This is a genomic window from Agromyces humi, assembly GCF_009720255.1.
Lineage (GTDB): Bacteria > Actinomycetota > Actinomycetes > Actinomycetales > Microbacteriaceae > Agromyces > Agromyces humi.
The window spans coordinates 1-14,359 of sequence record NZ_WJSP02000059.1 but is presented as its reverse complement, the minus strand read 5'-3'; the positions used below and the strand labels follow the sequence as shown (position 1 = coordinate 14,359).

The window sequence follows — 14,359 nt, the reverse complement described above, 5'->3', positions numbered from 1 at the left end:
GCCGCCCGCGAGCACCACGACGCGTGGGTCGTCGAGCAGGGCCGGGGCGAACGCCGTCCCGCCGTGCAGCGCAGCCCACGCGGCATACTCGTCAGCCGTCGAGACGGCGTGCAGCGCCTGAGCGGGGGTGACCGCCAGCGCCGACTCGGAGCCCGACTCGTGCGCGATCCAGGAGGCCTCGAACAGCACCCGGAACCCGTGGTCTCCGAGGTCGACGTCGGCGAAGGAGTCCTTCACGCTCGTCGCACCCGCCGGCAGGGCCTCGGCGACGCGATCGGGGGACAGGCCGGGGGTGAGCGTCACCGCCTCGGGGTAGCCCTCGGGGGTCGGCCCGTCAGCGCTCCACAGCCCGTCGCGCACGCGCGAGCCGATGCCGTTGGCGCGGCACACCGCCGCGCACCAGGCGGCGTTGTCGTGCGCCGCGGCGACGACGGGGGAGTCGGGCGGCCGCGGCATCCGGAACCGCGCTCAGCCGAAGAGGCGCTGCAGGCGCTGGATGCCCTCGAGCAGCGGGGCGTCGCCGAGCGCGTAGCTGAAGCGCAGGTAGCCGCTCGGTCCGAACGCCTCGCCCGGCACGGCCGCCACCTCGGCCTGCTCGAGCATCAGGTCGGCGAGCTCGAGCGAGCTCGAGGGGGTGACGCCGCCCCACTCGCGACCGAGCAGGCCCGAGACGTCGGGATAGACGTAGAACGCGCCCTGGGGCACCGGCACGGTGATGCCGTCGATCTTCGACAGTTCGGCGACGATCGTGCGACGGCGACGGTCGAAGGCGCGGCGCATCTCCTCGACGGTGTCCTGCGGCCCGGTCAGTGCGGCGATCGCCGCGCGCTGCGAGATGTTCGACACGTTCGACGTGAGATGCGACTGCAGGTTCGCGGCGCCCTTGATGACGTCGGCGGGCCCGACCATCCAGCCGAGGCGCCAGCCGGTCATCGCGTAGGTCTTCGCCACTCCGTTCACGAGGATGGTGCGGTCGGCGAGCCCGGGCACGGCCTCGACGATGGAGACGGCACGCGGCGGCACGCCGTCGGGGTCGTCGGCGTACGTGAGGTTCTGGTAGATCTCGTCGGACACGACCCAGATGCCGTGCTCGAGCGCCCACTCGCCGATCGCCTGCACCTGGTCGGGCGCGTACACCGCGCCGGTGGGGTTGGACGGCGAGACGAAGAGCAGCACCTTCGTGCGCTCGGTGCGTGCCGCCTCGAGCTGCTCGACCGTGACGAGGTAGCCCTGGTCGGCGCCGGCGAAGACGTCGACCTGGCGACCGCCCGCCAGCTTGATCGCCTCTGGATAGGTGGTCCAGTAGGGCGTGGGGACGAGCACCTCGTCGCCCTCGTCGAGGAGCACCTGGAAGGCCTGGTACACGGCCTGCTTCCCGCCGTTCGTCACGACCACCTGCCCGGCGCCGACCTCGAGTCCCGAGTCGCGCAGGGTCTTCGCCGCGATGGCCTCGCGCAGGTCGGGCAGGCCGGCCGCAGGCGTGTAGCGGTAGTTCTTGGGGTCGTGCGTCGCGGCCAGCGCGGCCTCGACGATGAACTCGGGCGTCGAGAAGTCGGGCTCGCCGGCCGCGTAGGAGATGACCGGGCGGCCCTCGGCCTGCAGGGCCTTCGCCTTCGCATCGACCTTCAGGGTCGCGGACTCGGCGATGGCGGCGATTCGGGCGGAGAGGCGGGCGCGTTCGGTCACGGAGCAAGCCTACGATGCGCGGGCGTCGGCCCGGCGGGGAAAAACTGGGACGATCGTCCCAGTTCATGTACGCTGCTCCCCGTGATGGCGCGAACCCGACGGGGTGTACTCGCCGGTGTCGCGCTCACGGTGCTCGTGGCGCTGGGTGCCGGCACGGCAGTGGTGCTCGGCGACGAGCTGGGCATCCGAAGCGAGCCGTCGGATGTCCCGGCCGAGACGCTCGTGGCCGCCCCCGAGACCCCGTCGGTGACGCCGCCGGCCTTCACCGAGATCACCGCACCGGCCTCGGTGCGGATGGGGCTGGCCGTCGACGAGCTCCGAGACGCGGTCGCCGACGCCGGAGCGACCGACGGCACCTCGACGCTCGACGTCGTCGTGGGCGAGGGCGGCGACGACGACGAGACCTACCGGCTCACGGGTGAACCGGGCGCGCTGCGCCTCTTCGCGGCATCCGAGGCCGGAGCGACGCTCGGCGTCTACGACCTCGCCGCCGCCGTGCGCGACCGTCGCAGCGTGACCGAGCACCTCGGCGAGGCGGTCGAATCGCGCCTCGGATTCCGCATGGTCGACCTCGGCGCGGTCGGCGTTGCCGTCGACGAACCCGCCTGGGCGGCGGGCGACGACTACTCGCACAACTCGAAGGCCTTCGCCGACGTCATCCTCGCCGACGCGCCCTACATCGACGAGGCGGCGCTCGACGTCGCCCGCGAGGAGTTCGAGGCCTACGTGCGCCACGCGCTCGCCGAGGGCTACAACGCGATCGCCATCCCCGGCTTCATCGAGTACCTCACCTTCTCGGGCGTCGGCGACGGCACCGAGGTCTACGACGCCGTCGACACCCACGTGGCGCGGGCCGAGGCGATGCAGCAGGCGTTCGGGCCGATGTGGGAGTACGCGCACGACGCGGGGCTCGCGGTGTACTTCCGCACCGACATGCTCACGCTCACCACCCCGCTCGAGGAGTACCTCGTCGACCGGTTCGGCGGCCTCGCCACCGACGACCCCGAGTTCTGGGACGTCTACGCCGCGGGACTCGACGAGCTCTACGCCGCGATGCCCTACCTCGACGGCGTGCTCATCCGCATCGGCGAGGCCGGACGGGTATACGACCTGCCCGGCTGGGACTACTACTCCGAGCTGGCCGTCACGAGCGTCGACTCCGTGCGTGCGATGCTCACGGCGCTCACCGAGCAGGCCGAGCGGGTCGACCGCGAGGTCATCTTCCGCACCTGGAGCGTGGGCGTCGGCGCCGTCGGCGACATGCACACGAACGACGCGTCCTACGAGGCGGTGCTCGGCGGCATCGACTCCGACGCCCTCATCGTCTCGACCAAGTACACGCTCGGCGACTTCTACAGCCACCTGCCGCTGAACCACACCCTCGAGATCGGCGAACAGCGGCGCATCGTCGAGTTCCAGAGCCGCCGGGAGTTCGAGAACTTCGGCGCCTTCCCGAACGATCTCGGCGTGCTCTACCAGGAGGCCCTGCAGCGCTTCATCGCCGCGAACCCGCGGGTCGAGGGGATCTGGACCTGGACGCAGGACGGCGGACCCTGGCGCGCCGGACCGCTCTCGCTCGAGCTGAAGGCCGGCTTCTGGCAGCTCTACGAGCTCAACACCGAGCTGGCCGGTCGTCTCGCCCGCGACCCCGACGCCGACCCCGCGGCGATCACCGCCGACTGGGCGCGTCGCTGGTTCTCCGACGACCCGGCGACGGTGCGGGCGATCGGCGAGGCCATGGCGTCGTCGCGCGAGGCGATCACCGACGGGCTCTACATCGGCCCGTTCGCCGACCGCCGCGTGTTCGCCATCGGGCTCGAGCCGCCGCCCATGATGTGGATCTTCGAGTGGGACATCGTCACCGGCGACAGCGCCGTGCTCGACGTGATCTACGAGATCAGCCGCGACCGGCTCGACGAGGCGATCGCGGGCGGCGACCGGGCGATCGCGGCCGTGCAGCGCATGCACGAGGCGATCGAGGCGACGGATGCCGCGACCTGGCGCGATCCCGACCTGCGCGCCGCGTTCCTCGACACCCTCGACTACCAGGCGTCGACCTACGAGATGCTCGGCGACGATCGCGAGATGTTCCTGCGCCAGGCCCAGTGGCACGACACCGGCGACCAGGCCGCGTACGAGCGATGGGATGCCGCGCGGCAGGCGTTCGAGGCATCCGCCGCCGCCCATGAGGCCGCCTACGCCGGCGACCCGTACTACCCGGCGTACAACCTCACGGCCGCAGAGCTCGGCGTCCAGCGCGCGGAGCGCGACCTGCCCATGGCCTGGGCCGCGCGGGTGCTCGTCATCCTGCTCGCCGCGTGGCTCGGCTACGGGATCGCGGCGGGCTCCGGCCGGGTGCGCTGGCCCGGCGCCCGCGCCGCCCGTGCGCTGTGGGTGGCGGCGACGCGGCCGTGGCGGGCCGCGGAGGTCACCGAGGGGCTCGGTCGCCTCGAGCGGGTGCTCCTCGTCGCCGTGCCGGCGCTCGCCCTGGCACTGAGCCGCGGCATCCAGACGTGGTTCCTCGCGCCCTCGCACCTGCTCGTCACGCTCGGCGCGTGGCTGGTGTTCGTGCTCGTGCTGCTCGTCGTGCTCCGGCGGCACTCGGCGTGGCCCGTGCTGGCCGCCGTCGGCGGCGCGGCGATCCTCAGGGTCGTGCTGCTGCTCGTGGTGCTCGCGCCGACGGGCCCCGGTGGCTACTGGTTCGGCTTCTGGACCGACCCCGATGCGCGCAACGCCTACATCACCGTCGCCGTCGCCGCCTTCGGCTGGGTGCTCGTGGCCGGTGCGTGGGCGCTCGCCACCCAGGTCGGCGCGCTGCGTGCACTGGGCGCGGTCGTGGCCGGCGTGGGGGCCGTGCTGGCGGTGTTCGGCAGCCTCATCGGCCTGATCGGACTCGAGGTGGCGCTCACCGCGTGGAACGACGAGATGGGCCTGCTGCCGTGGGGCCTCTCGCGCATCCTCGGCATCAGCGTCTACCTCGACATCCCGGCCGACACCGCGTGGTGGGCCGCGATCGCGGGCGTCGTGCTCCTGGTCGTCGGTGTGCTCCTCGTGCTGCTCGGCGGCCGGCGCAGGGGGCGCGATCGACGTGACCGCGCGTCGGACGCCACCCCTGATGCCGCCACGGCGACCACGGCCGCCTGAGCGCGCGTCAGAGGTTCTGCCCGATGTCCCACAGCCGGTCGGGACGGCCGTCGATGGCCTCCGACACCGCGAGCGCCTGGTCGTCGGACAGCGAGGCGACGTAGTCGACCACCCCGCGCCCGACGCCGAGCTGCATGACCTCGCTCGCGTCGGGGATCGGCACGCCCTCGGGCCGCGCGGCGCGCACGCGCGCGTAGCCGTCGGTGGCGAGCTCGACGAGCTCCTTGAGACGCTGCGGCACGCGGTGCCGGTCGAAGTCGTCGGTCACCCACGCCGTCAGGCCCTTCACGGCACGCGTGAGCACCCGGCTCAGGCCCCGCTGGTACATCGCGATGTCTGCGCGGTCGAGGATGAAGTGCCGGTGCACGAACTTCAGCACCTCCACCTCGTGCCAGGCCAGCCGGTCGAGCGTGACCAGGCCGGTGCGGGCCTCACCGGCCGGCGCGGGCACCACCGAGGTCTGGAGGTGGCTGATCCAGCGGTTCGTGAACGACGAGAGCGCCCGCTCCGACGCGATCGAGCCGTCGAACGGGATGGCGAGGAGCCCGTCGACGAGGTCGTCGGCCACGACGTCGACGGCCTCGGCGAACGCGTCGTCGTCGGCGACCCACGCGTCGCTGCGGTGCAGCTTGCGGCGCAGGGCCTCGATCGCCGCGCCCGGCGGCGCCGAACGCAGCGTGAGCGCCTGGTCGTCGAGTTCCCTCAGGTCGGACCAGCCCTCGATCCAGCCCCGGAACTCCCGCGCCACGGCGCCCTGGCTGAGCAGGCCCGCCCGGTAGAAGTCGTCGACATCGTGGATGGAGTACGCGATGTCGTCGGCGAGGTCCATGACCGAGCACTCGAGCGACTGCGCCAGCGCCGGAAGCCCGCGGCGGGCCTCGACGAGGTCGACGGCGTCGAGGTCGTACGCCGAGAACTTGGCCACGTCGACGCTGCCGTCGATCCGACGCATGCCGCGGGGGAGCGGGCCGGTGCCGAGGCCGCGCGCGTCGACGAAACGGGTCCACGGGTACTTCGCGACGGCGGCGCGCACCGCCGCCGTGAGGTTGAGCCCGTGCGGCGACGACTCGGTCACGTCGAGCGTGGCGATGATGCGGTAGGTCTGCGCGTTCCCCTCGAACCCGTCGGCGAGGCCGAGCGTCTCGCGGGCGAGCCGGTCGAGCACGCGTTCGCCGAGGTGTCCGAACGGCGGGTGGCCGAGGTCGTGGGCGCTCGCCGCGGCCTGCACGACGACGGCGTCGCAGCCGTGCTCGACGGCGAGCGGATACGCCGGCGACGCGGCATCCGACAACGCCACCGCGATGGCGCGCGAGACGGCGGTGACCTTGATGGAGTGGGTGAGCCGGTTGTGGATGAGCGGGCCGGCTCCCGGCTGCGCGATCACCTGGGTGACCGCGGACAGCCGGGAGAAGTACGGCGAGAAGCGGATGCGCTCGAGGTCGAGGCGGAACTGCGAGTGCTCGCCGGTGACCTCGACGAGGCTCCGCGGCTCGACGATCCGGCGCGCGGCCCGCTCTGCTGTCATGCCCTCAATCTAAGCGGGCCTCAGCGCGCGCTGGTCTTCAGCTCGCGGCCGTGCACGGTCAGTGCGTAGATCACGAGGATGTCGATGGTCAGCACGATGAGCGACCACCACGGCTGCGTCGGGATCGTGAACAGCTGCCCGATGCCGTTGAAGGCCACGAAGATGACCGCCACCACGCGGGCCCACGTGGCGCCCGAGAAGAGCGCGCCAGCGACGAGGATCAGGGCGATGCCCGTGATGAGGTGCCACCAGCCCCAGCCCTGCACGTCGAACACGACGAGGCCGCCCTCGACGCGCACGAAGTAGGCGCTCGACGGCGCCAGCAGCGCCGTGAGCCCGTGCAGGGCGCTGAACACACCGGCGATGAGCAGGAGTATGCCGGCGAACCAGCCCCAGCCGACCCAGCCGGTGACCTCGTTGTCAGCCATGGGAACCACACCCTTTCGATCGGATGATGCGCCGGGCGTCCGCGGCGGCGCGGTGCTGCTGCGCCCACGGTACGGCCGCTTCGGATGTCGCGGCATCACGCCGATCGGGTGAAACCCCCGATCGGCGTGACGGCAGACCGCTACCGCGAGTGGGCGGCCTTCAGCTCGCGTCCGTGCACCGTCAGCGCGTAGATCACGAGGATGTCGAGGGCGAGGACGATCAGCGACCACCACGGCTGCACGGGCAGCAGGAAGAGCTGGCTGACGCCGTTGATCGCGGCGAGCACGATCGCGGTCACGCGGGCCCAACCAGCGCCGGTGAAGAGCGCGAGGCCGACGAGGATCAGCGCGGCGCCGATGATCACGTGCCACCACCCCCAGCCCTGCACGTCGAGGAGCACGAGGCCGCCCTCGCCGAGCACGAAGTACGAGCTGCTGGGCAGGAACACGGCGATGAAGCCGTAGATCGCGTCGATCACGCCGGCGATGATCAGCATGATGCCGGCGAACCAGCCCCATCCGACCCAGCCGGTCACCTGTGCGTCACTCATGGGAACCACTCCTTCCGTGCATGGATGCGCGCGGCACGCCGGCGCGGTGTGCCGCCACGGTATGGCGCCCGCGGACGCCACGGCATCATGCGGATGGAATGAACCCATCCGGGCGCGGTTTGGCCGTGGGGCATCCGTCGCCTAAACTTGCTGAGGTTGCGGATATCGGCCAAGCTTCCCCATGCCTGTTTACGGGTGGAGTGCGGCCGCAGAAGCGATCCCACGGAGGTCGATGCCTCCATAGGGCGGTGGCTCAATTGGTAGAGCAGCGGTCTCCAAAACCGCAGGTTGCAGGTTCGAGTCCTGTCCGCCCTGCGAGCCGGCAGTGACTGCCGGCCCACGAAAGGTGTACGAGGTGGCACGCAAGATCATCGACGAACCCAGCGAGGACGTCGTCGCCAACGCGAAGCGCGACCGCGCATCGCGTCGGAACCCCTTCGCGAGGATGGCCCTGTTCATCCGGCAGGTGATCGCAGAGCTCAAGAAGGTCGTCACGCCGACCCGCAAGGAGCTCGTCAGCTTCACCGTCGTGGTGCTCGTGTTCGTCATCATCATGATGGCGCTCGTGTGGGGCCTCGACCAGATCTTCGGCTGGCTCGTGCTGTACGTCTTCGGAACACCGGGAGCCTGATCGGGCACCTGGCCCGAACATCCGGCCGCCCGAGGGCGGAACGAAGCAAAGGAAGCAAGAAGTGTCGAAGACTGAGCGCGACGACGTCGACTGGGCCACCGCTGCGGAGCAGTCCTCCGAGGTCGAGGAGGCCCAGGAGGGCGACACGGCCGAGCACGACGAGGAGTCGGTGGAGCCCGCCGAGCACCGCGCGGTGCACATCGTCGACGACGAGGGCAACGACATCGACCTCGACGCCGTGCTCGACGCGATGGCCGAGGCCAGCGACCCCGAGGCCGACGCCGTGATCGACGACGCCCTCGACATCGACTCCGAGGACGAGGCGCTCGCCGCCGCCGAGGCCACCCAGGAGGAAGCCGACGAGGTCGCCGACCCCTACGAGGAGTTCCGCGCCGAGCTGCGGTTCCTCCCGGGCAAGTGGTATGTCATCCACTCCTACGCAGGCTTCGAGCGCCGCGTGAAGGCGAACATCGAGCAGCGACGCGAGTCGATGGCCATGGCCGACTACATCTTCCAGGTCGAGGTCCCGATGGAGGACGTCGTCGAGATCAAGAACGGCCAGCGCAAGATGGTCACCCGCGTGCGCATCCCCGGCTACGTGCTGGTGCGCATGGACCTCAACGAGGAGAGCTGGTCGGTCATCCGCCACACTCCCGGCGTCACGGGCTTCGTGGGCAACGCCCACAACCCGACCCCCCTCCGCTTCGAGGAGGCCTTCGGCATGCTGAAGAGCCTCGTCGAGATCAAGGACGTCGCCCCCGTCAAGGGTGCGAAGGCCGGTGCGGCCGCCGGTGCGGCGCGCGCCATCCCCGCCGAGGTCGACTTCGAGGTCGGCGAGACCATCACCATCAAGGACGGCTCGTTCGCCGGCCTTCCCGGCACGATCAGCGAGATCAAGCCCGAGAGCGGCAAGCTCACGGTGCTCGTGTCGCTGTTCGAGCGCGAGACCCCGGTCGAGCTCAGCTTCGACCAGGTCACCAAGCTCTAACCACCTCACAGCGAGCACGCAGCGGCCCTCCGGTATCATCGGAGGGTTGTGCTGCGTCCAGCACACCGACCACCGCGTCCCGGATCCGCCGGGTCCGCGGGAGAGTGCCCCGATCGGGGCGTTCGATCAGAAAGAGAGAAATCATGGCACCGAAGAAGAAGGTCACTGGTCTGATCAAGCTTCAGATCAAGGCCGGCGCCGCGAACCCGGCCCCGCCCATCGGCCCGGCCCTGGGTCAGCACGGCGTGAACATCATGGAGTTCTGCAAGGCGTACAACGCGCAGACCGAGTCGCAGCGCGGCAACGTGATCCCCGTCGAGATCACCGTCTACGAGGACCGCTCGTTCACCTTCATCCTGAAGACCCCGCCCGCCGCGGAGCTCATCAAGAAGGCGGCCGGCGTCGCCAAGGGCTCCGGCGTCCCGCACACCACCAAGGTCGGCAAGCTGACCACGGCGCAGGTGCGCGAGATCGCCGAGGCGAAGATGGTCGACCTCAACGCGAACGACCTCGACGCCGCGTCGAAGATCATCGCGGGCACCGCCCGTTCGATGGGCATCACGGTCGAGTAATCGCCTCGGGCCCACCGCACGCCGTCGCGCGTCACGGGCCCCGAACGGATGCCGCGGCATCCGCTCACCCAGAACTCTCATTCGTGGCAGCGCCCGCCAGGCGCAGATGACCACACTCTCTCAAGGAGAAGCAACATGGCACAGAAGTCCAAGGCCTACCGGGCCGCGGCCGACAAGATCGAGGCCGGCAAGTACTACACCCCGACCGAGGCCGTCGCCCTCGCGAAGGAGACCGGCTCGGCGAAGTTCGACTCGACCGTCGAGGTCGCGCTGAAGCTCGGCGTCGACCCCCGCAAGGCCGACCAGATGGTGCGCGGCACCGTCATCCTCCCGCACGGCACCGGCAAGACCGCCCGCGTCATCGTGTTCGCGACCGGCCCCGCGGCCGAGGCTGCGATCGCTGCGGGCGCCGACGAGGTCGGCGGCGCCGAGCTCATCGAGAAGGTCGCCGGCGGCTACACGTCGTTCGACGCCGCCGTCTCCACCCCGGAGCTCATGGGCCAGGTCGGCCGTCTCGGCAAGGTGCTCGGCCCCCGCGGCCTCATGCCCAACCCGAAGACCGGCACCGTGACCCCCAACCCCGCGAAGGCGGTCGAGGAGATCAAGGGCGGCAAGATCGAGTTCCGCGTCGACAAGCACGCCAACGTGCACTTCGTCGTCGGCAAGGCCTCGTTCTCGAACGAGCAGCTCGAGGAGAACGCCAAGGCCGCCCTCGAAGAGGTCGTGCGCCTCAAGCCGTCGAGCGCCAAGGGCCGCTACATCCAGAAGGGCGCCGTGTCGACCACGTTCGGCCCCGGCATCCCCCTGGACGTCAACGCCATCTGAGTCGCCTGACTCGTCACGAAGGGCCCGCCGGTTCGCCGGCGGGCCCTTCGTCGTGCTCGGTCGCTGGTCAGTCGGGCTCGTCGCCGAGATCGATCTCCTCGCCGGCCAGGTCGTTCTCGGCGTAGGTCGGCTCCTGCTCGTGCGGCGAGCCGCCGGTCGGCCCGTCGTTGCCGTCGCCGGCCCCGGGCCAGACCGTCTCGCCCGCGACGGCGTCGTTCATGACGGTCTCCTGCGCGCGCTCCCGCTCCTCGATCCCGAGGTCGTCGTCGAAGCCGAACCCCTCGTTGCGGTCGGTCATGGTGCTCCTCCCTCGCCGCGTGCCCGCGGCATCCGTCGGTCACAGTCAACGCGTCGGAGCATGCTGCGGGAAGCCATTGACAGGCCGCGCGTCAGCCGGTGACCCGGAACCCCGGCTCCCCGAGCGGCTCGGACTCGGCGACCTCGATCCGTTCGACCCGCGCGCCGCGCGGACCGTTCGCGAGCCAGTCGAGCATGGCCTGCACGGATGCCTCGTCGCCTTCGATCTCGGCTTCGACGGCCCCGTCGGGGCGGTTGCGGATCCAGCCCGCGACGCCTCTGCGCTCGGCTTCGAGTCGCGCGGAGTACCGGAACCCGACGCCCTGCACGGCTCCGTGCACCTCGACGCGCCGACGCAACATCCGCCCAGCGTACGCCGGGTGTTCCCGCGTCTGGAATGATCAGTGCAGCGGTATCAGTCGAAAGGGGCTGCGTGATGCAGGGCACCACACTCGAACGTGTCGTCGCGGCGCTGGAGGGCACCGGCTTCGAGCACGGCGTGATCGCCGCGGCGCCCTACCGCCGGCTCGCCACCGTCTGCGCGGCGATCGACGCCGAGCTCGACGGTGCCCCGCGCGAGTTCACCGAGCAGGAGCGCCAGGAGCAGGCGCGTCTCGTCGCGAGCGCGCAGGCCTGGGCCGCGCACGTCGTCGACGGCGGCGTGCTGTCGACGAGCGACGGCACGACGCTCGCCGTGCTTCTCCGGAACCTCGCCGACGTCGTCAGTGCGATCGAGGCGCGCTCCAACTGAGCTCCGTCGCCGGCACCTCGCGGTGCGACCGGAGCCCTCGGCGTAGCATGGCCGCCATGGGGGAGCTGAGCGACTACATCGCGGGACTCGAGGCGCCCGAGCGCGACCTCATCGAGCACATCCGGGCGCGGGCGATGTCGCTCGTTCCCGAGGCCGCCGAGGGTGTCAGCTACGGCATGCCCGCCCTGCGGTACCGCGATTCGCCCCTCGTGAGCGTGATGTCGGCGAAGGGGCACATCGGGCTCTACCCGTTCAGCCCGGCGGTCGTGACGGCGGTCGCGGGGGAGCTCGACGGCTACTCGTGGTCGAAGGGCACGATCCGGTTCACGCCCGAGCACCCGCTCCCCGACTCCCTCGTCGACCGGGTCATCCTGCTCCGACGTGACGAGATCGACGCCGCGAAGAAGCGCTGACGGGCGCGCAGCGGCCGCGCGAGCCGGGAACAGGGCCGAGCCCGGGAACGACGGATGCCCCGGAACGACGGATGCCCCGCAGCCGACCGGCCACGGGGCATCCGCTGCACTCGATCGGCTCGGTCTAGCCGATGCGGATCAGCTTCTTGTTGACGAACTCGTCGGCGCCCAGGCGGCCCATCTCGCGGCCGGTGCCCGAGCGCTTGACGCCGCCGAACGGCAGCTCGGCGCCGTCGGCGAGCACGACGTTCACGAAGACCATGCCGGCCTCGATGCCGTCGGCGACGCGCAGCGCCTGCTCCTGGTCGGTGGTGTAGACGTACGAGCCGAGGCCGAACGGGATGTCGTTCGCGATGCGCACGGCCTCGTCCTCGTCCTTCGCGCGATACACCTGCGCGACCGGGCCGAAGAACTCCTCCTTCGACGCGGGGTTGTCGGACGTGACATCCGTCAGCACCGTCGTCTGGAAGAAGGCGCCGTCGCGGGTGCCGCCGTGCACGAGCGTCGCCCCGTGCTCGACCGCGCGCCTCACCTGCTCGTCGAGGCCCTCGGCGGCCTTCAGCGACGAGAGCGGGCCGAGCGCGGTCTCGGAGGAGGTCGGGTCGCCGGTCTCGACCTCGGCGAGCTTGGCCGTGAACTTCTCGAGGAACGGCTCGTACAGCTCGTCGGCCACGATGAAGCGCTTGGCGGCGTTGCACGACTGGCCGTTGTTGTCGAGGCGGGCGTCGACCGCGTTCTGCACGGTCGCGTCGAGGTCGTCGGTCGACAGCAGGATGAACGGGTCGGAACCGCCGAGCTCGAGCACGACCTTCTTCAGGTGACGGCCCGCGATCTCTGCGACCGCGGCGCCCGCGCGCTCGGAGCCGGTGAGCGAGACGCCCTGCACGCGAGGATCGGCGATGACCTGCTCGATCTGGTCGTGGGAGGCGTAGATGTTCACGTAGGCGCCGGCCGGGAAGCCCGCGTCGCGGAAGATCTGCTCGATCGCCGCGGCGGACTCGGGGCACTGCTCGGCGTGCTTGAGCACGATCGTGTTGCCGATGATGAGGTTGGGGCCGGCGAAGCGGGCCACCTGGTAGTAGGGGAAGTTCCACGGCATGATGCCGAGCAGCACGCCGAGCGACGAGCGGCGGATGATCGCGGACCCCTCGCCGGCCAGCAGCTGCACGGGCTCGTCCTTCAGGAACTCGCTGGCGTGGTCGGCGTAGTACTCGTAGATCGCACCGGCGAAGTCGACCTCCGCGAGCGCCTGTTCGATGGGCTTGCCCATCTCGCGCACGGCGATCTCGCCGAGCTCCTGCCGACGCTCGACGTGCAACTCGCCGACCCGGCGCACGAGGGCGGCACGGTCGGCGACCGACGTGGACTTCGACCACGTGCGGTGCGCCTCGTCGGCTGCGGCGATGGCGGACTCGAGCTCGGCTTCGGTGATCGTCGGGAAGGACCTGACCGTCTCACCGGTTGCCGGATTGACCACGGCGTAACTCATGGGACTCCTCTGTCGAAGGTGCACGGGGACACGCCAACCGGTCGGCGACGACGGTGCACACCTGCGACAAGCCTATGTTGCCGTGCACCGGGTGGGAATCGACGCGATGGCGGATCCGCGGCATCCGCTGGACGGCGTGTACAGCCCTCGCGCACCCGACGCTGGGTATCGTGGCCGGTGGTCGAGCCGAGGAGGGCGACATGGCACACGGCGTGCTCGGCGGCGTTCGCGTCGCCGACTTCTCCCGCGTCCTCGCCGGCCCGTACGCCACGATGACCCTCGCGGACTTCGGCGCCGACGTCGTGAAGGTCGAGCCGCCGGCGGGCGACGAGACCCGGCACTGGCATCCGCCCGTCGACGCCGAGGGGCGTTCGACCTACTTCGGCAGCGTGAACCGCAACAAGCGGTCGGTGGTGCTCGACCTGACGGATGCCGCAGGCCTGGCCGAGGCGCGCCGGCTCGCCGCGACGGCCGACGTCGTGGTCGAGAACTTCCGCCCGGGCGTGATGGGCCGGTTCGGCCTCGGCTACGACGACGTCCGCGCCGCGAATCCCCGAGTCGTGTACTGCTCGATCACGGGGTTCGGCACGGGCGACGGCGCCGCGTTCGCCGGCTACGACCTGCTCGTGCAGGCGCTCGGCGGACTCATGAGCCTCACCGGCGAGCCCGACGGCGAGCCCGCGAAGGTCGGCGTCGCCGTGGTCGACGTGCTCACCGGGCAGAACGCCGTCGCCGGCATCCTGCTCGCGCTGCGCGAGCGCGATCGCACCGGGCTCGGCCAGCACGTCGAGGTCAACCTGCTCCAGAGCCTGCTCGCCGCGCTGGTGAACCAGGCGGGCTCCACCCTCGCGACGGGCGTGCCGCCCCAGCGCCTCGGCAACCGCCACCCGAGCATCGCCCCGTACGCGGTGTTCCCCGCCGCCGACCGCGACCTCGTGATCGCCGTCGGCAACGACCGGCAGTTCCGCGCGCTCGCATGGTTGCTCGGCGCCCCGGCCCTCGCGGACGACCCCCGGTATGCCACGAACTCCGCACGCGTCGCGCACCGCGACCACCTCC

At 71.0% G+C, this 14,359-nt stretch carries 15 protein-coding genes, 1 tRNA gene and 1 pseudogene; 9 read left to right on the top strand and 8 right to left on the bottom strand.

The genetic code is table 11. The annotated features are described in order from the left end of the window. Positions 1-456, bottom strand: a pseudogene (locus GH736_RS07785) (hypothetical protein); the annotation flags it as partial. A gap of 12 nt (positions 457-468) precedes the next feature. After that, on the bottom strand, positions 469-1,686 hold the full coding sequence (locus tag GH736_RS07780) for a pyridoxal phosphate-dependent aminotransferase (RefSeq protein ID WP_159601857.1): 1,218 nt from the start codon (positions 1,684-1,686) through the stop codon (positions 469-471). A gap of 84 nt (positions 1,687-1,770) precedes the next feature. Here GH736_RS07780 and GH736_RS07775 point away from each other — a divergent pair, with 84 nt between their 5' ends. Further along, positions 1,771-4,830, top strand: coding sequence for a hypothetical protein (locus GH736_RS07775; RefSeq protein WP_235933882.1), 3,060 nt, complete (start codon positions 1,771-1,773; stop codon positions 4,828-4,830). Positions 4,831-4,837: 7 nt separating this feature from the next. Here GH736_RS07775 and dgt read toward each other — a convergent pair whose 3' ends face one another. The 3 genes from dgt to GH736_RS07760 all read right to left on the bottom strand — a co-directional run bounded on the left by dgt (position 4,838) and on the right by GH736_RS07760 (position 7,334). Then, positions 4,838-6,355, bottom strand: a complete 1,518-nt coding sequence (gene dgt / locus GH736_RS07770; protein WP_159601853.1) for a dGTP triphosphohydrolase — start codon at positions 6,353-6,355, stop codon at positions 4,838-4,840. 20 nt (positions 6,356-6,375) lie between these two features. Continuing rightward, on the bottom strand, positions 6,376-6,783 hold the full coding sequence (locus GH736_RS07765) for a DUF7144 family membrane protein (RefSeq protein WP_159601852.1): 408 nt from the start codon (positions 6,781-6,783) through the stop codon (positions 6,376-6,378). A 140-nt stretch (positions 6,784-6,923) separates the two neighbouring features. Continuing rightward, positions 6,924-7,334 (bottom strand): DUF7144 family membrane protein, encoded by a 411-nt coding sequence (locus tag GH736_RS07760; RefSeq protein ID WP_159601850.1) that lies wholly within the window; start codon positions 7,332-7,334, stop codon positions 6,924-6,926. 242 nt (positions 7,335-7,576) lie between these two features. Here GH736_RS07760 and GH736_RS07755 point away from each other — a divergent pair. The 5 genes from GH736_RS07755 (at position 7,577) to rplA (ending at position 10,350) form a co-directional block, all read left to right on the top strand. Next, a tRNA-Trp gene (locus GH736_RS07755) sits at positions 7,577-7,649 on the top strand. 40 nt (positions 7,650-7,689) lie between these two features. Then, entirely contained in the window at positions 7,690-7,965 is a 276-nt protein-coding gene (secE, locus tag GH736_RS07750; RefSeq protein WP_159601848.1) for a preprotein translocase subunit SecE, read from the top strand. A gap of 61 nt (positions 7,966-8,026) precedes the next feature. Beyond that, the gene (gene nusG, locus GH736_RS07745) at positions 8,027-8,953 is read left to right on the top strand and encodes a transcription termination/antitermination protein NusG (protein WP_159601846.1); all 927 of its coding nucleotides are present in this window, start codon (positions 8,027-8,029) and stop codon (positions 8,951-8,953) included. Positions 8,954-9,096: 143 nt separating this feature from the next. Next, positions 9,097-9,525, top strand: coding sequence for a 50S ribosomal protein L11 (gene rplK, locus GH736_RS07740; RefSeq protein WP_159601844.1), 429 nt, complete (start codon positions 9,097-9,099; stop codon positions 9,523-9,525). Positions 9,526-9,660: 135 nt separating this feature from the next. Then, a complete protein-coding gene (gene rplA, locus GH736_RS07735; protein WP_159601842.1) occupies positions 9,661-10,350 on the top strand; it encodes a 50S ribosomal protein L1 in 690 nt (229 codons plus the stop codon). Between the two features lie 67 nt (positions 10,351-10,417). On the opposite strand, the gene GH736_RS07730 is transcribed toward rplA, so the two are convergent. Together GH736_RS07730 and GH736_RS07725 are read right to left on the bottom strand one after the other, a co-directional pair. Next, positions 10,418-10,648, bottom strand: a complete 231-nt coding sequence (locus GH736_RS07730) for a hypothetical protein (RefSeq protein WP_159601840.1) — start codon at positions 10,646-10,648, stop codon at positions 10,418-10,420. A 91-nt stretch (positions 10,649-10,739) separates the two neighbouring features. Continuing rightward, the gene (locus GH736_RS07725; RefSeq protein ID WP_159601838.1) at positions 10,740-11,009 is read right to left on the bottom strand and encodes an acylphosphatase; all 270 of its coding nucleotides are present in this window, start codon (positions 11,007-11,009) and stop codon (positions 10,740-10,742) included. Positions 11,010-11,083: 74 nt separating this feature from the next. On the opposite strand from GH736_RS07725, the gene GH736_RS07720 reads away from it, so the two are divergent. Both GH736_RS07720 and GH736_RS07715 read left to right on the top strand, forming a co-directional pair. Continuing rightward, a complete protein-coding gene (locus GH736_RS07720; RefSeq protein ID WP_159601836.1) occupies positions 11,084-11,398 on the top strand; it encodes a hypothetical protein in 315 nt (104 codons plus the stop codon). A gap of 56 nt (positions 11,399-11,454) precedes the next feature. Then, a complete protein-coding gene (locus GH736_RS07715) occupies positions 11,455-11,811 on the top strand; it encodes an iron chaperone (RefSeq protein WP_159601834.1) in 357 nt (118 codons plus the stop codon). A 124-nt stretch (positions 11,812-11,935) separates the two neighbouring features. On the opposite strand, the gene GH736_RS07710 is transcribed toward GH736_RS07715, so the two are convergent. After that, positions 11,936-13,300: an NAD-dependent succinate-semialdehyde dehydrogenase gene (locus tag GH736_RS07710; RefSeq protein WP_159601832.1), complete on the bottom strand. Its 1,365-nt coding sequence runs from the start codon at positions 13,298-13,300 to the stop codon at positions 11,936-11,938. 200 nt (positions 13,301-13,500) lie between these two features. Between GH736_RS07710 and GH736_RS07705 the strand changes: the two genes are divergently transcribed. Then, on the top strand, positions 13,501-14,359 hold an 859-nt coding region (locus GH736_RS07705; protein WP_159601830.1), incomplete at its 3' end, for a CaiB/BaiF CoA transferase family protein.